11 protein-coding genes are annotated in these 17092 nt (G+C 62.6%); 8 read left to right on the top strand and 3 right to left on the bottom strand.

Going from position 1 to position 17092, the window contains the following annotated elements; all coding sequences use genetic code 11:
• Positions 1-9 precede the first annotated feature (9 nt).
• From HX815_RS09115 to HX815_RS09135, 5 genes are read left to right on the top strand one after another with little or no spacing between them, the layout of a single operon-like run.
• Positions 10-1764: a bifunctional alpha/beta hydrolase/class I SAM-dependent methyltransferase gene (locus tag HX815_RS09115; protein WP_177028086.1), complete on the top strand. Its 1755-nt coding sequence runs from the start codon at positions 10-12 to the stop codon at positions 1762-1764.
• Between the two features lie 3 nt (positions 1765-1767).
• Positions 1768-3066 (top strand): phosphatase PAP2/dual specificity phosphatase family protein, encoded by a 1299-nt coding sequence (locus HX815_RS09120; protein WP_177028087.1) that lies wholly within the window; start codon positions 1768-1770, stop codon positions 3064-3066.
• Positions 3056-3499 (top strand): hypothetical protein, encoded by a 444-nt coding sequence (locus tag HX815_RS09125; RefSeq protein ID WP_003213520.1) that lies wholly within the window; start codon positions 3056-3058, stop codon positions 3497-3499. The genes HX815_RS09120 and HX815_RS09125 overlap by 11 nt, the downstream gene beginning before the upstream one ends.
• A 9-nt stretch (positions 3500-3508) precedes the next feature.
• Positions 3509-4129, top strand: coding sequence for a 1-acyl-sn-glycerol-3-phosphate acyltransferase (locus HX815_RS09130; RefSeq protein WP_003213522.1), 621 nt, complete (start codon positions 3509-3511; stop codon positions 4127-4129).
• A gap of 1 nt (position 4130) precedes the next feature.
• Complete coding sequence (locus HX815_RS09135) at positions 4131-5063, top strand: phosphatidate cytidylyltransferase (protein ID WP_063033761.1); 933 nt, start codon at positions 4131-4133, stop codon at positions 5061-5063.
• Between the two features lie 301 nt (positions 5064-5364).
• Here the strand turns inward: HX815_RS09135 and HX815_RS09140 are convergent, their stop codons facing one another.
• Complete coding sequence (locus HX815_RS09140; protein ID WP_032899927.1) at positions 5365-5838, bottom strand: Lrp/AsnC family transcriptional regulator; 474 nt, start codon at positions 5836-5838, stop codon at positions 5365-5367.
• Positions 5839-5983: 145 nt separating this feature from the next.
• Between HX815_RS09140 and HX815_RS09145 the strand changes: the two genes are divergently transcribed.
• The 3 genes from HX815_RS09145 (at position 5984) to pbpC (ending at position 14814) form a co-directional block, all read left to right on the top strand.
• Positions 5984-6613, top strand: coding sequence for a LysE family translocator (locus tag HX815_RS09145; protein ID WP_134327568.1), 630 nt, complete (start codon positions 5984-5986; stop codon positions 6611-6613).
• A 79-nt stretch (positions 6614-6692) separates the two neighbouring features.
• Positions 6693-12536 (top strand): alpha-2-macroglobulin, encoded by a 5844-nt coding sequence (locus HX815_RS09150; protein ID WP_177028088.1) that lies wholly within the window; start codon positions 6693-6695, stop codon positions 12534-12536.
• The gene (gene pbpC, locus HX815_RS09155) at positions 12517-14814 is read left to right on the top strand and encodes a penicillin-binding protein 1C (RefSeq protein ID WP_177028089.1); all 2298 of its coding nucleotides are present in this window, start codon (positions 12517-12519) and stop codon (positions 14812-14814) included. The genes HX815_RS09150 and pbpC overlap by 20 nt, the downstream gene beginning before the upstream one ends.
• Here the strand turns inward: pbpC and HX815_RS09160 are convergent, their stop codons facing one another.
• Together HX815_RS09160 and HX815_RS09165 are read right to left on the bottom strand one after the other, a co-directional pair.
• Positions 14815-15981: a hypothetical protein gene (locus tag HX815_RS09160; RefSeq protein WP_177028090.1), complete on the bottom strand. Its 1167-nt coding sequence runs from the start codon at positions 15979-15981 to the stop codon at positions 14815-14817.
• Positions 15978-16559 carry a LemA family protein gene (locus HX815_RS09165; protein ID WP_177028091.1) on the bottom strand — a complete coding sequence of 194 codons (582 nt, stop codon included), beginning with the start codon at positions 16557-16559 and terminating at the stop codon, positions 15978-15980. Before HX815_RS09165 ends, HX815_RS09160 begins: the two co-directional genes overlap by 4 nt.
• Between the last annotated feature and the right edge of the window lie 533 nt (positions 16560-17092).

Genomic DNA, 17092 nt, shown 5'->3' on the forward strand with positions numbered 1-17092 from the left:
GATTTTGCGATGCGTGAACAGCAAGAGCACACCTTCAGCACCCATGACGGGGTGGAGCTTTTCTACCGTCATTGGCCCGCCACCGCACCCGCGGGCTTTGCGCCGCGCAAGGCGATCTTGCTGTTCCATCGCGGCCACGAGCATTCCGGTCGTATCGCCCACCTGGTGGACGAGCTGAACCTGCCGGAGTTCGACTTCTTCGCCTGGGACGCCCGTGGCCACGGCCAATCCCCCGGCGCGCGCGGCGACAGCCCGAGCTTCGCCACCAGTGCGCGGGACGTGCAGACTTTCGTTGACCATATCGGCAGCGCCTACAACATCGAGGAAGAACACCTCGCAGTGATCGCCCAAAGCGTCGGCGCGGTGATCGCGGCCACCTGGGTGCACGACTACGCGCCGAAGATTCGCTCGCTGGTACTCGCCTCCCCCGCATTCAAGGTCAAACTCTACGTGCCCTTCGCCCGGCCGGGCCTGGCGTTGATGCGCAAGTTTCGCGGCAACTTTTTCGTCAACAGCTACGTCAAGGCCAAGTTCCTGAGCCATGACCCGGAGCGCGTGGCGTCCTACGACAGTGATCCGCTGATCACCAAAGCCATCTCGGTGAATGTACTGTTGGGCCTGTACGAAGCGGCCGACAGGGTTGTAGCCGATGCCCAGGCAATTCAGGTACCGACCCAACTGCTGATCTCCGGCTCGGACTTTGTGGTGCACCGCAAACCCCAGCAGCAGTTTTTCGACCGCCTCGGCAGCTTGAAGAAAGAGCTGCACATCCTCCCCGGCTTCTTCCACGACACCCTCGGTGAACGTGACCGCGCCGTGGCCTTGAGCAGCGCCCGGCGCTTTATCCTGCAGAATTTCGAACACCCGCTGGACCGCGCCAACTTGCTGGACGCCGACAAGATCGGCCTGACCTGCGCCGAATCCGAATCCCTGGCCGCGCCGTTGCCACGCAACTCCCTGCGCGACCTGTACTGGCGCATGACCCGCGCCAGCATGGGCCTGGGCAGCAAACTGTCGGATGGCGTGAAGCTCGGTTTCGACACCGGCTTCGACTCCGGCAGCACCCTGGACTACGTATACCGCAACAAACCCACCGGCAAAGGCGGGCTGGGGCGGATGATCGACACCAACTACCTGAACTCCATCGGCTGGCGCGGTATTCGTCAGCGCAAGTTGAATGTGGAAGAGCTGCTGCGCCTGGCGATGGCCAAGCTGCGGGACGAGCAGCGGGAAGTGCGCATCGTCGACATCGCCGCCGGGCATGGTCGGTACATTCTGGAAGCCTTGCAGGGCGTTTCGCCGTTGCCGGAATCGATCCTGCTGCGGGACTACAGCGATATCAACGTGCGCGACGGTGGCGCGCTGATTCGTGAAAAAGGGCTGGGGGATATCGCCCAGTTCGTCAAAGGCGATGCGTTTGACCGGGCGAACCTTGCGGCGCTGGAACCCAAGCCGACGCTGGCGGTGGTGTCCGGGCTATATGAACTGTTCGCGGATAACGCGATGGTCGGTGGCTCGCTCGCCGGCTTGGCCGAAGCCGTGGAGCCCGGTGGTTATCTGGTGTACACCGGCCAACCGTGGCACCCGCAACTGGAACTGATCGCCCGCGCCCTCACCAGCCACCGCCAGGGCCAGGCCTGGGTAATGCGCCGGCGCAGCCAGGCGGAAATGGATCAACTGGTGGCAGCCGCCGGTTTCCGCAAGATCACCCAGCGCGTGGATGAGTGGGGGATTTTCAGCGTGTCCCTGGCACAGCGAGTCTGACCCATGCGTGAACCGGGCCTGTTGAAACCGGCGGTGCTGTGGCTGCTGCTGTTGGCGCCGCTGTTTTTCAGCACCTACGGCTTTGCCACGTGGGTCACCAGCCAGCGCAGCGACGTGGGCACGATGGTGTTCGGCTGGGAAACCCATATCCCGTTCTGGGCCTGGACCATCGTGCCCTACTGGTCGATCGACCTGCTCTACGGTTTCTCCCTGCTACTGCCAAGCACCCGCCATGAACTGAAACAACATGCCTTGCGCCTGCTGACGGCCCAAGTGATTGCCGTCACCTGCTTCCTGATCTGGCCCTTGCGCTTCACCTTTGAAAGGCCGGCGCTGGACGGCGTGTTTGGCTGGCTGTTTGCGGTACTCGCCGGGTTCGACAAGCCGTTCAACCAGGCGCCGTCATTGCACATCGCGCTGCTGGTGGTGCTGTGGATAATGTATCAGCGGCATAGCCAGGGCCTGTGGCGCTGGCTGGTGCATGGCTGGTTCGCGTTGATCGGCCTTTCGGTGCTGACCACTTATCAACATCACTTTATTGACTTACCCACAGGCGCCCTCGCCGGCTGGATGTGCGTGTGGCTGTGGCCGCCGGAACATCCGAGCCCGCTGCTGAATGCCCAGCTGACCAGGGACCGCCAGCGTTGGCGCCTGGGACTGCGCTATGGCTTCGGGTCGCTGGTGTGTTTGATCCTGGCGTTTTCCCTTGGCGGCGGCTGGTTGTGGCTGCTTTGGCCGGCGGTATCCCTTGGCTTGATGAAGGCGAATTACCTGGTACTGGGCGTTGCGGGATTTCAGAAACGCGCCGACGGACGACTCACTCCGGCGGCGCGCTGGTTGTTGGCGCCTTATCTGGTGGCCGCCTGGATCAATTCCCGCCTGTGGACACGTAGACATCCACAGCCCGATCAGGTTGTGGATAACGTTTGGCTGGGGCGAATTCCCACCAGCGGCGAGCTGGGATCATTCAAGGCGGTGGTCGATCTGTGCGCCGAATTGCCGATTAATCCACAGGGTCGCGCCTATTACAGCCTGCCAGTGCTCGACCTGACGGCGCCCACTGCAGCGCAATGCGTGGAAGCCGCCCAAGCGATAGAGCGGCTACGCTCAGCCGGACCCTTGCTGGTGTGCTGCGCCCTCGGTTACTCACGCAGCGCCACCGCCGTGGCTGCATGGCTGCTGCATACCGGGCGCGCAGGCAATGTCGACGAGGCGGTGGCTATTATTCGTACAGCACGCCCACGTGTGGTCCTGCATTCCGCGCACCGTGAAGCCCTGGAGGGTTTAGCCCATGCCCGCTGATATGGAATTACAGGTCGTCGCCAGCCTGCTGCGGCGGGGCCGTTCCCTGGATCAGTTATCCACAGGCCTGACCTTGCTCGGCGTACTGTTCGGCCTCGCTCAACTGCTGATGGCCAGCATCACGCCGGTCTGCCTGATCCTCAGCCTGTGGATGATTGTGCTCGGGCTGCTGGAAAAATATTGGGCGTTGCGGGTGGCCTTCGACGCCGACCTGTTCGCCCTGCTCGCCCGCGACACCGACCGCACGCCCGACTTCGACCAGGCCATGCAAACCCTTGGCCTGCAATCCGCCAAACGCGCAGGCCGCCCCTGGACCGAGCGCCGTCGCGGCGCCCTGAAACTGTTGCGCAAGCAAGCCTACCTGCTGGCGGCGCAAGTGCTGCTGACCGTGGCCGTCATCCTGGCCAGCCCCTGGCTGCCCTTCGCCGGATAAGGAATCCTCATGTTCGAACCTGTGGTCGCCACCCTGATTACCTCCATGGCCCGCACCGTCACCGGCGCCCGCAGCCTGTGGCTTGGCTGCGCGCCGGTGCCGGTGCAACGCATCTACTACGCCAACCACAGCAGCCACGGCGATTTCGTGCTGCTGTGGGCCTCGTTGCCGCAGAACCTGCGTAAATTCACCCGCCCGGTGGCCGGCAGCGACTACTGGAACACCAGCGCCCTGCGCCGCTACATCATCAACCGGGTGTTCAACGGCGTGCTGATCGACCGCGAGCGCAAGGACCCTGTGGATAACCCTCTGGCGCCGATGCTTCAGGCCCTGGAAAACGGCGACTCGCTGATCATCTTTCCCGAGGGCACGCGCAACCTGGAAGACGGCCTGTTGCCGTTCAAAAGCGGGCTGTATCACCTGGCCAAGAGTTATCCACAAGCCGAATTGATCCCGGTGTGGATCGCCAACCTCAACCGGGTCATGCCCAAGGGCCGTGTGCTGCCGCTGCCCTTGCTGTGCACCACCAGCTTCGGCGCACCGCTGCAACTGGAGGACGGCGAAGACAAGGCGCTGTTCCTCGCCCGCACCCGCGACGCCTTGCTCGCCCTTGCCCCGGAGCATTCCTGAGATGGATAGCCAAACCCTGATGTTGTTCGGCGGGATCGGCGCGATCCTCGTGCTCGCCTCGCTGATCGGCCTGATCCTCAAACTGCGCACCCGTGGCACACCCAACGCGGTGATCGACAACCTCAACGCCCGCATCAATGCGTGGTGGGTGATGGTGGTGGTGATCGGCGTGGCGTTCTGGCTCGGCACCGGCGCGGTGATCCTGCTGTTTTACGCCGTGTCGTTCTATGCCCTGCGGGAATTCCTCACACTCACGCCGACCCGGCGAAGCGATTACCCGGCGCTGGTGGCGGCCTTCTACCTGGCGCTGCCGCTGCAATACCTGCTGATCTACTTCGACTGGTACGGGCTGTTCTCGATCTTCATCCCGGTGTACGTGTTCCTGCTGCTGCCGATCCTCGCGTCACTGGGCGGCGACAGCACGCACTTCCTGGAACGGGCGTCGAAGGTGCAATGGGGGCTGATGATCGCGGTGTTCTGTGTGTCCTTCGTGCCGGCGCTGCTGACCCTGGATATCGTCGGCTACGAAGGCCGCAACCTGCTACTGATTGCCTACCTGGTGATCGTGGTGCAACTGTCGGACGTGTTGCAGTACGTGTGCGGGAAGCTGTTCGGCAAACACAAGATCGCGCCCAACCTGTCGCCATCGAAAACCGTGGAAGGGTTTGTCGGCGGGATCCTGCTGTCATCCCTGATCGGCGCGGCGCTGTGGTGGACCACGCCGTTCAATCCCTGGCAGTCGTTCCTGATTGCGCTGTTGATCAACCTGCTGGGGTTTGCGGGCGGGATTGTGATGTCGGCGATCAAGCGCGACCGGGGCGTGAAGGATTGGGGGCACATGATCGAGGGCCACGGCGGGATGCTGGATCGGCTGGATTCAGTGTGTTTTGCCGCGCCGATCTTCTTTCATCTCGTGCGCTACTGGTGGACCTGACGACCACCTCCCTCCCCAAATCCACACAACCCCAGTGGCGAGGGAGCTTGCTCCCGCTGGAGTGCGCAGCGCTCCCAGGATTTTGGGGCCGCTACGCAGCCCAGCGGGAGCAAGCTCCCTCGCCACAACAAGCGTCCTTACCACAATAAGAAATCACCAGCCGGGAAGATGCCCCCGGCGTCATTATCTGATCGTTCCCACGCTCTGCGTGGGAATGCATCCGGTGACGCTCCGCGTCACGACTTTTAGAGCGGACGCGGAGCGTCCAGGGCGGCATTCCCACGCGGAGCGTGGGAACGATCTAGCCGGGAAGGTGACTCAGCGGCAATGCCCCGGGCGTCTTCACCGTCTGAATCGCGAAGTTACTGCGGATATCACTCACCCCCGGCAACTTCAACAAGCTCCCGGTCAGGAACCGTTCATACCCGCGCAAGTCCGGCACCACCACTTGCAGCAGGAAATCCGACTCCCCCGACACCAGAAACGCCGAAATCACCTGGGGCAGCGCCGTCACCGCCAACCGAAACGCCTCCGCCTGTTCGTCGTTATGCCGCTCCACTTTCACCCCGACAAACACCGTCAGCCCCAACCCGACTTCATCCCGGTCCAGGCTTGCCTGGTAACCACGAATCACCCCGGCCTCTTCCAGCAGCCGCACACGCCGCAAGCAGGGCGAGGCCGACAGGCCAATCTCGTCCGCCAGTTGCACGTTGCTCAGCCGGCCATCCCGTTGCAGGGCTTCAAGAATCTTGCGGTCAAATGCGTCCAGCTTCAGATTTGGCATAAGTGAAATGTTTCGCCCGAAAAAAGTGGCAGATTGTGCCAAGACTAGACGCTTTTCCGGCTGACTACGCAAGCACCTGCCCCGGCCTTCACCTCTAAAATTGCCCTACGAATCACCTACCGCAAGGGGCAGGCACATGGCAGAACTCTGGTTGTTTTTAGTCGCGTTGGCAGTGGTGTACCTGCTGCCCGGCCCGGACATGATCCTGCTGCTGCAAACCGGCGCCCGCCAGGGCAAGGCGATGGCACTGGCAACCGCAGGCGGCTTGGGCCTGGCGCGAGCCTGCCACGTGGCGCTGGCGGGGATGGGCCTGGCGACCCTGTTCAAGGTCGCGCCCTGGACCTTCGATGTGGTGCGCCTGGGCGGTGCGGCGTATCTGCTGTGGATCGGCGTGCAGTGCCTGCGCTCAAACCTGCTGCCCAACCTGAACGCCGGGCACAGCACGGCGCCGGCGCATGCCTGGCGCGAAGCCTTCCAGCGGGGTTTGCTGACCAACCTGCTCAACCCCAAGGCGCTGCTGTTCTGCTCCGTGCTGCTGCCGCAATTCATTGATCCACATGGCGCATCGGTGACGGCGCAGTTTGCGCTGCTGGGGGCGATTCTGGTGGCGGTCGGCCTGGGCTTCGACAGTTGCTATGGATTGGCCGGCGCAAGAATCGGCCGCTGGCTGGAACGCAGCCCGTCCGCCCAGCGCCTTCAGCAATGGCTGTTTGGCAGTCTTTTGATCGGTTTTGCGATACGCCTCACCTTCGTACAGCAAGCTTGAGCTTTGCGGCGCATTTGCCGTCATCTTTTGTATCAAAGAGACGTGTAAGATACGCGACACATTGCCAGGGATGCTCACCATGTTTGATTCGTTAAAAGCGACCAGCCGCCGTTTTTTCGGGGCCTTGATCTCAGTGGTGAGTGTCCTGTTCAGCGCCGTTCGATGGCTGGCGCGCAGCCTGTTCGGCCAGTGGCAGCCGCCGCGCTGGCTGCAAGCCACAGGCAACGGCCTGGTCAACGTCGGCCACAAGGCCCGGGCTTATCCGCGCCAGGCTGCGGGCGGCGCGCTGGCCCTGGTACTCGTGCTGGCCGCGGGCTTTTACGGCTGGCACTGGTATTCCCACCTGCCACAGCCCCACACCGTGGGTTATTCGCTGCACAAGCCCAACCTGACGGATTACACCCAGCCGCAACCGGTTGTGGATAACTTGCAGGTACGCTTCGCCGAATCCGTGGCCCCGCTGGCGGCCATCGGCAAGCCGGTAACCGAAGGCATCACCCTCAAGCCTGCCATCGCCGGCGCCTGGCGCTGGGCGGATGACCGCAGCCTGGTGTTCACCCCGGAAAAAGACTGGCCCGTCGACGCCCACTACACCATCGACCTGGCCAAGAAAACCCTGTTGGCCGACGGCGTACTGCTCAGCCAATACACCAGCCAATTCTCCACCCAGCCGTTCCGCGCCACCTTGACGCAAAACGAGCTGTACCAGGACCCGAGCAACCCGACGCAGAAACAGCTGGTAGCGACCTTCCACTTTTCCCACCCGGTAGACGAAGACAGCGTACGCAAACGTGCCTCGGTCACCCTCGGCAAAGGCTTGGCCTACCGCGATGCGCAACTGCCCAATCGCCCGGAAATCACCTTCGACGAACACAAGCTCAACGCCTTTGTGCGCTCAGCCGCCCTGGCCACCCCACTGGAAAGCACCCCGGTCAGCGCCAAGCTCGATGAAGGCCTCAAGGCCCGTGAAGGCGGCAATCCCAGCTCGGCGCCGCTGGTGGCCGAAGTCACCGTGCCCGGCCGCTATCGCCTGACCTTTACCGGCGCCGAAGTCAGCTTTGTCGACAACGAGCGCGGCGAACCCGAGCCGGTGTTGATGTTCAGCAGTTCCAGCGCCGTGGCCGACGAGACCATCGCCAACAAGGTGCAGGCCTGGATGCTGCCGGAAAAAGCCGAGGACGATACCCGCCCCTGGAACCTGCAAGACATCGACGACAAACTGCTGGCCAGCAGCACCAAGGTCAAGCTGACCCACGTGCCGAGCGTCGAACCGCTGAATACCCTGCACGCCTTCAAGTTCAAGGCCCCGCCGGGCCGCGCCCTGTATGTGCGGGTGCCGGCCAACCTGGAAGCCATCGGCGGCTACCTGGCGAAAAATCCGACAGCCTCTCTCGTGAGCATGCCGGCTTATCCACGCACGCTGCAGTTCCTGTCCGACGGCGCCCTGCTCAGCCTCACCGGCGAAAAACGCCTGGGCTTCATGGCCCGTGGCGTACCCGGCGCCCATGTGGAAATCGCGCGCCTGCTGCCCAACCAGTTGCAACACCTGGTGGACCAGAGCAGCGGCAGCTTTGCCCGACCGAATTTTGCCAATGACTACTTCGACCGGATGGTGGAGCGTCAGAGCCTGGACATTCCGCTGTCGGCTGGCGACCCGTCGAAAACCGTCTACGACAATGTCGATCTGAGCAGCTACCTGACGGCCAACGGCGGCCGCCGGGGGATTTTTGTGCTCAAGCTGAGCCCGCAGGACGATCCGGCTGATCGCACCTTCGACTACTCGCGCAACACCACCAGCGACCTGCGTTTCATCGTGGTCACCGACTTGGGCATCATCGCCAAGCGCTCCAGCGATGGCAGCCACGATGTGTACGTGCAGTCCATCGGCAACGGCTCGCCGGTGTCCGACGCCCAGGTCGATATCATCGGCCGCAACGGTTTGTCGGTCGCCAGCGGCCATACCGACGCCGAAGGTCACGCGCACTTCGCCAAGCTGGATGAATTGCGCCGTGAGAAAACGCCGTTGATGTATGTGGTCAGTCGCGGCAATGACCAATCCTTCCTGCCGATTGCCCGTCAGTCGCAACAGCTGGATTTGTCACGCTTTGATGTAGGCGGCCTGGAAGAGGACGGTGCGATCAATCGCCTCAGCGCCTACCTGTTTACCGATCGCGGCCTGTACCGGCCCGGCGAGACCGCGCACCTGGGCATGATCGTGCGCAGCGGCGACTGGAAAGGCGCCCTGCAAGGCCTGCCGGTTGAGTTGCAGATCACCGACCCCCGTGGCCTTGAGGTGATTCGCCAGCCGTTGAAACTGTCGGCCAGCGGTTTTGAAACCTTCGATTTCCCAAGCAGCGAAGTAGCGCCATCCGGCGATTACACCGCGACCCTGCAACTGATCGGTGAGAAGCAGCGTCGTACCGACCTGGGCAGCGTCAACTTCAAGGTCCGCGACTTTGAACCGGACCGGATGAAAGTCAGCCTGAGCCTGCACGATACACCGGTGCTGGGCTGGATCCCGCCGGATCAGGTGGTGGCCAAGGTCACCGCGATGCACTTGTTCGGCGCTCCGGCCGCGGGTCGTCGCGTCACGGCGAAAATGTCTCTGAGCCCGACGCTCGCGGCCTTTGATCGCTACCCGGATTACCGCTTCCGCCTGAATGACTCGCTGGAAGAAGCCAGCTCCGAAGACCTGGCCGAAACCACCGTCGACGACAATGGCCAGGCGGTGCTGGACCTGAACCTGCAACGCTTCGCCAACAGCACCTACCGCCTGCAAGTGATGACCCAGGTGTACGAAGCCGAAGGCGGTCGCAACGTCGCCGCACAAAGCGCATTGCTGGTGTCGGCGGCGCCGTACCTGGTGGGTGTGAAGAGCAAGGATTCGCTGTCTTTCGTCGCCAAGGACGCTCCGCGTGAAGTGCAATGGCTGGCCGTGGCGCCAGACCTCACGCCAGTCGCAGTCGACGGCCTGACCAGTGAAGTGGTCGAGCACCGCTACGTCTCGGTGCTGGTGAAGCAATCCAACGGCACCTACAAATACGAGTCGCGCATCAAGAACATCAGCCAGCCGGCCTCGCCGCTGGTGATGACCAAGGACGGCGCCAAGCAAACCCTGAACACCGGCACCCCGGGCGATTTCACCCTGCAACTCAAGGACGCCAACGGCAACCTGCTGAACCAGATCGACTACAGCGTCGCCGGCCGGGGCAACACCTCGCGCTCCCTGGAGCGCAACGCCGAACTGCAACTGCGCCTGGATAAACGCAGCTACGCCACCGGTGATGAGATCGCCATCAGCATTCGCGCGCCGTACACCGGCGCCGGGTTGATCACCATCGAGCGGGACAAGGTCTACACCCAGCAGTGGTTCAAGGCCGACAGCACCAACAGCGTGCAACACATCCGCGTTCCTGCGGGGCTTGAGGGCAATGCCTACGTCAACGTGCAGTTCGTACGGGACATTGGTTCGTCCGAGGTCTACATGAGCCCGCTGTCCTACGGCGTGGTGCCGTTCAGCATCAACCTCGACGCGCGGCGCATGGCGCTGAAAGTCGAAGGTCCGGCGAAGATCGAGCCGGGGCAGACCCTGGATATCAAGGTCAACGCCGACCGCCCTGGCCGCGCAGTGGTCTACGCGGTGGACGAAGGCATCCTGCAAGTGGCGCGCTACCAGACGCCGGACCCGTTGGGCTTCTTCTTCCAGAAGCGTGCACTGGAGGTCGGCACCAGTCAGATCCTTGACCTGATCCTGCCGGAATTCAGCCGCCTGCTCAGTGGGGCAGCGCCGGGTGGCGATACGGAAGGCGCCCTGGCCAACCACCTCAACCCGTTCAAGCGTAAACATCAGCCGCCTGTGGCCTGGTGGTCTGGCCTGGTGGACTTGCCGGCCGGTGAAACCGTGCTGCACTACCAGGTTCCGGACAGCTTCAATGGCAAGCTGCACCTGTTTGCGGTGGCCGTGGACAGCGACAGCGTGGGCGTCAGCGAGGCCAACACCGAAGTGCGCGGGCCGCTGGTGATCACGCCGAACGTGCCGGCCTTTGTCGCACCGGGGGATGTGTTCAGCGTCAGCGCCGGGGTGTTCAGCAACCTGGACGCGGCGGCGGACGTGAAGTTTGAAGTGCAGACCAGCGATGGCCTGCAGGTGCAAGGCGACAAGGCCAGCACCCTGGCCCTGCAACCGCGCAAGGAGGGTGTCGCCGAGTTCAAGATCAAGGTAGGCGAAACCCTCGGCTCGGCAGACTTGCGCTTCGTCGCGGTGCTGCCGGATGGCAAGCGTATCCAGGTGGCGGAAACCACATCGATCCGACCCTTGAGCGAGCATCGGGTGGCCCTGAGCCTGGGCCGTTTCGACAGCGCCAGCAAAGAGCTGAAACCGACCCGCGAGCTGTTCAGCCAGTTGCGCGATGTGCAGTTGGGCGTCGCCGCTTCGCCGCTGGTATGGGCCAACGGCCTCAAGCATTACCTGGATGACTATGGCTACGCCTGCACCGAGCAATTGGTGTCCAAGGCCATGCCGGCGTTGATCTGGGGTGGTAACGCGCCGGAGGCCGAGCAGGCCTTCAGCGGTGCGGTGCGCATGCTGCGTCAACGGCAGAACCAGGCCGGCGGTTTCGGCTTGTGGGCGGCCAACCCGGATGTGGCGCCGTATGCCAGCCTGTACGCCACCGACTTCCTGATCGAAGCCAGGGAGCGCGGGCTGCCGGTGCCGGAAGACCTGCTGCAACGTTCCAACGCGTACCTCACCGACCTGGCCAACGGCCCGAGCGAAGGCCTGTCGGAATTGCGCAACCGCGCCTATGCCAGTTACCTCCTGAGCCGTCAGGGGATTCTGGTGAGCGGCGCCTTGAGCGATATCCGCGAGCGCTACGAAAGCTACTTCAAGGACACCTGGCAGAACGACATTGGCGCGGCGTACCTGGCCGCCAGCTACAAGCTGCTCAAGCAGGATCGCCAGGCCGATACCTTGTTCCGCAAGGTGCCGTGGCTTTCCCTGTCGGATAAATGGAACAGCGACGGCCTGTATTACGACCCGCTGGTACACGACGCCGAGCACCTGCATTTGCTCGCGCGGCACTTCCCGGAAATGCTCGACGATGTGCCGACAAGCCTGCTGGATAAACTCGGCAAGCGTCTCAACGAGCAACGCTACAACTCGCTGTCGGCGGCACTGTTGCTGCGGGCCCTGGACAATTACGGCCAGCGCGCCCAAAGCGACATGACCCTCAAGGCCACCGCATGGCTCAGCGACAAGCAGCAACAGTTGTTGCAGATGGCCGGCCAACCGCCACGTGCGGCGGTGCCTGCCGGTACGCAAAAACTGCAGATGGAAAAATCCGACGGCCCGGCGGCGTTCTACATGCTGAGCGAAGCGGGCTATGACAAGGGCGCCAACCTCAAGCCGATCAACAGCGGCCTGGAAATCATCCACGAATACCTCGACCTCAAAGGCAATCCAGTCAGCAAGGTCGCGGTAGGCGATGAGTTCCTGGTGCGCCTGCGCTTGCGCGCCACCGACCGTGATCAGGTGCAGCAAGTGGCCGTAGTCGACTTGCTGCCGGGCGGCGTCGAGCCTGTGTATAACTTGCCGCCGGAGCCGGAAGCGGCCAGCACCGAGGAAAGCGAAGGCGACGATTCGGAGTACGTTGAAACCGGCGAAGACACCGAAGAAGCCGACGCCTGGCAGGCGCCGATTGGCGAGACCGACTTGAGCAACTGGCAACCGGACTACGTCGACGTGCGTGATGACCGAGTGGTGTTGTACGGCACCGCGCTGCGGGATGTAGGCACCTTCGTGTACCGCGTGCGCGCCACCAACGCCGGTACCTTCAATACGCCACCGGCCTACGCCGAGGGCATGTACGAAACCACCCTGCAAGGACGCGGCAAAGTAGGCCAGCTTGAAATTACCAAGCCTTAAAAGCCTGACGCCGCTGCTGGCAGCGGCGTTGATTCTGGCGGGGCTACGGTTGTGGCCCCACGCGCCGCTGGAACAGGCAGCCACCTCCTCACGGGTGGTGTTGGCCGATGACGGTTCGCTGCTGCGCATGACCCTGGCGGCTGACGGGCAATATCGCCTGTGGCTTCCCCTGGAACGGATTTCTCCGTCACTGGTGGAGGCGTTGCTGCTCAAGGAAGACCGCAATTTCTACTGGCACCCGGGGATCAATCCCCCGGCGTTGCTGCGGGCGGCCATGGCCACCTATAGCGGCGGCCAGCGCCAAGGCGGCTCGACCTTGAGCATGCAGTTGGCCAGGCGCCTGTGGGATCTCAATACCCGCCAGGTACCCGGCAAGCTGCAGCAGATGGCCCTGGCACTGTGGCTGGAGGCGCGTTACAGCAAGCACGACATCCTTGAGGCCTACCTCAACCTGGCACCCATGGGCGGCAATATCGAAGGTGCCGAAGCGGCCAGCCGGATCTATTTTGGCAAGTCAGCGGCGCAGTTGTCCTTGTCTGAAGCCCTCGCGCTGGCCGTGATTCCCCAGCAACCGGGTCGTCGGGCGCGCTTTGGGCCTTCCCTGCAAACCGCCCGGCAACGGCTGATGGCCGACTGGCGGGAAACTTATCCACAGGACCCGCGTAACGACAGTTTGCTGGACCTGCCGCTGGAAGCCCGCAACCGCCAGCAGATCCCGTTTCTCGCGCCGCACCTGAGCGAACAGTTGCTGGCCTCGCAAACCGGCAATGAGTTGAACAGCACCCTTAACCTGGCGCTGCAACAATTGCTGGAACGGCTGATCACCGGCTTCATCGCCGAGCGCCGCAGCAGCGGTGTGGAAAACGCCACGGCGATCCTGATCGACAGCCGCGACCAGAGCGTAAAAGCCCTGGTGGGCTCGGCAGACTACTTATCCACAAGCATCCACGGCCAGGTCAACGGCGTGTTGTCGCGGCGCTCGCCGGGCTCCACCCTCAAGCCATTCCTGTATGGGCTGGCGCTGGACCAAGGGGTGATCCACCCCATGAGCATCCTCAAGGACATGCCGAGTAACTTCGGCTACTTCCAGCCGGAAAATTTCGACGGCAGTTTTGTCGGGCCGGTGACAGCCCGCGACGCGCTGATTCGCAGCCGCAATATTCCGGCGGTGTGGCTGGCCAGCCAGACCCGCTCACCGTCACTCTACGGATTGCTGCAACGGGCCGGGATCAAGGGCCTGCGCGGCGAAAGCCATTACGGCTTGGCGCTGGCCTTGGGCGGCGGCGAGATGACGCCCGAGGAGCTGGCGCGGCTGTATGTGATGCTGGCTGGTGACGGGCATTTGCGGCCGCTGCGCTATTTGCAGGAACAGCCGCAAACCACTGGCGCCCAGCTACTCACGCCGCAGGCCGCGTTTATGGTGCGCGACATGCTGCGGCGCAACCCGCGCCCGGACGGGCTGCCGGGGCGCCACTGGCGTACGGCCTGGAAGACCGGCACGTCCTGGGGTTTTCATGATGCATGGAGCGCCGGCCTCGTAGGCCCGTACGTGCTGGTGGTGTGGGTGGGCAACTTCGATGGCCGTCCGAATCCTGAGTTTATCGGTGCGAAAACTGCGGCACCGTTGTTCTTCCGTATCGCCGACGCCCTGCCGCTGGCCTTGCCCAATGTGGTGATCAAACCCGACAAGCCGCCCGCCGGGCTGATCCGCATCGACGTCTGCACGGCCTCTGGTGACTTGCCCAACCGTTGGTGCCCACGTACCCGCAAGACCTGGTACATCCCCGGCGTGTCACCGATTCGGGTGTCCAACCTGCACCGCCCGGTGCTGATCGACACCCGCACCGGCAAGGCCGCGTGCCCGCCGTTCGACCCGCAGTACACCCGTGAAGAAGTCTTCGAGTTCTGGCCCAGCGATGTGCAGCGGCTGTTCCGCGCCGCCGGACTGCCCCGGCGTACGCCGCCCAATGTGCAGAAAAGCTGCCAACCCAACCGTGTCGGCGATCAAAGCGAAGCGCCACAGATTCGCTCGCCGCTGACCCAGGTCAGCTACCACCTGCGCCTGTCCCAGCCCCAGGAAAGCATCCCGCTGAACGCCAACGCGGCCAGTGATGCACTGACGCTGTATTGGTTCGCCGACCAGACCCTGATCGGCCAGGGCCCGCCGCAAACCACGCTGAACTGGCGGCCGGGTAAGTCGGGGGAGTACCGGTTGCGGGTGACTGACGATCAGGGCCGCAGCGCCAGCCGAGGCTTGAAGGTTGAGTTTGTACCCTGATCAGGCGTCCTCCTCGCCTAAACCGGCAGTGCCGGCATCTTTTGCGAAATGCTTGTACGCCACCCCCAGCTTGCGTTGCTCAAAGATCGAAAACACCAGGGTACCCAGCAGAATCATCATCCACACCAGGAACACCTTCATGGTGTCCACCTGGGCCACCACCAGCAGCAAGGTCACTACGCCGCCAATCACCATGCCCAGGCCCATCCAGGCGCCCAGCACGCGGCCTACCGCCAGGCGCATGCCCGTGGGCAGCAAGAGCCGCAGCGCGAGCAACACCACAAACATCGTCAGCAAGAAGCCAAACGCGGCCATGAAAGGAATCACGAAGCCATTGTCACGGTACAACCAGGCCAGAAACCGATAGGCGGGATTCAGCTCTGCCATTTGCTGGTAGGTGGCGGGGCCCGGCAAATGCAGTTGGGCAAAATGTTCCGGCGTCATGGCCATGATGCCGACGCCGATCAAACCCACCACCACCGCGTAGAAACCACCGGCGCGCCACAGCGGCGCCAGCACGCGGCGGTTTTCCACCTCCTTGGTCTCGGCCAGGCCGAACACCGCGTCAGGTTGCCGGCCCTGGGCAATCACCGTCTTGCCCGCACGTTCGCAGGCGTCGCCAATCAGCATCACCTGCATATCCTGGGTGAGGAGCAGTTCGCCCTGGCGGCGGGAGCTGCTGATCCATTCATGGTCGTCAGGGCGCTTCTTGCCGAACAGGTCGATACCCTCGGCAATCACTGTCACTTCACCGGTGGCGTCCTGCAGGCGGAAGTCATTGCAGCGAGCCTCGGCCGAGACCTGGCTCCAGCTCCAATCGCCATCCTTGTCTTTGGTGCCTTCTTCGATGACCCACACGTAACCCGCGCAAGGCTTGCCGTGGACCGGGGAGATAAGGGGCGTGTCGACGATCACCTTGCCGTTCACCTCCACCAGCCCCATGGCCAATGAGCGTATCTGGCTGGTGGCCAGGCGCTGTTCGGTGCGATAGAAATTGGGGCCGAAGCTGGCCAGCAGTCCGATCAGGATGCACACAGGAAAAAACAGCGCCACCAGGATCGTCGGGGCGTAGACCATCAGGCCAATAAAGCCGGCGAGAAAGACCAGTGCCACCAGGGTTTTCCACACTGGTTTTTTTGTGACAACCCCTGCCTGGGTGGTTTTCATGCCCCCGGCACCTCAAGCTTCACGCCGTCGTAGCGGGTTTCTTCGGCGCTGATGGCCAGCAGCGGAATGCGCTGATAGCCGAGCATCTTGGCGAAGAACAGATCAGGAAAAATCGCGATGGCGATGTTGTAGAGGTTGACCGACTCATTGAAGAACTCGCGACGGTCGGCGATGCGTTCCTCCACCGCCGAGATCGCCTGCTGCAACTCGACCATGTTGGGGCCGGAGATCAGCGTCGGATAATTCTCGGCCACTGCAATCACCGACTTGAGCGCCGTATTGAGCTGGTTGGAGGCATCGACTTTATCGGTGAGGTTGCTGGCGTTGAGGTACGCGGTGCGGGCGTCGCTGAGGCGGGTGAACAGCGCGTTCTCATGGTTCATGGCGGTTTGCACCACGCGCATCAGGTCGGGAATCTGGTCTGCCCGCTGCTTGAGCAGCACGTCGATGTTGGCGAAGGCTTTATCCACATCGTTGCGGCGCATCACCAGGCCGTTGTAGACCCCCACCAGCCAGCCGACCAGGCCGACGACAATGATCAGCACGACGATACCGGCGATCAGCAGTTCGATGTTCATGGCGGCGGCATTCCCTGGCTAGTTATCCACAGGGCGCATTCTAGGGGTAAAGCAGGGGAATACTCCCGGAATTAGTCCACAGAAACGGCAAGACCCGATGCTCGGTAGCCTGAAAAAGCAAAACCCCCGAAGAACGGGGGTTTGATCCTACGGAATAAAGTCTGTCGGATCGAGCCCAGCAATCCCGGGAGCTAATCAGCGGGCCAATCAAAAATAAAGTCTGTCGCAACGACATTTTTTGAAGTTTTGGAGCCAGACCTACTAAATAAAGTCTGTCGATAGCATTTAACCTATTGATTAATGATTGTTTTTCTCAAAAAACCAGCACATGTGCCGAGCGCAAGCACAATGGCGGTATGACGGCCGAGAATGCCTCACGCCGTTGAATGGCTTGAACGATTCAATCTGAGTGAGCGCGCGAGGGTTTTCAGAGAAAAACTTATCACGGGCAGCCTGATACCGATTTTCAATACTCATTGATTTTTCAGTGAGTTCGTAACTCGTTGATAAACCTAGCGAACTGTCCCATTCCG

It is taken from the genome of Pseudomonas sp. E6002, assembly GCF_013385565.1.
Classification (GTDB): Bacteria; Pseudomonadota; Gammaproteobacteria; order Pseudomonadales; family Pseudomonadaceae; genus Aquipseudomonas.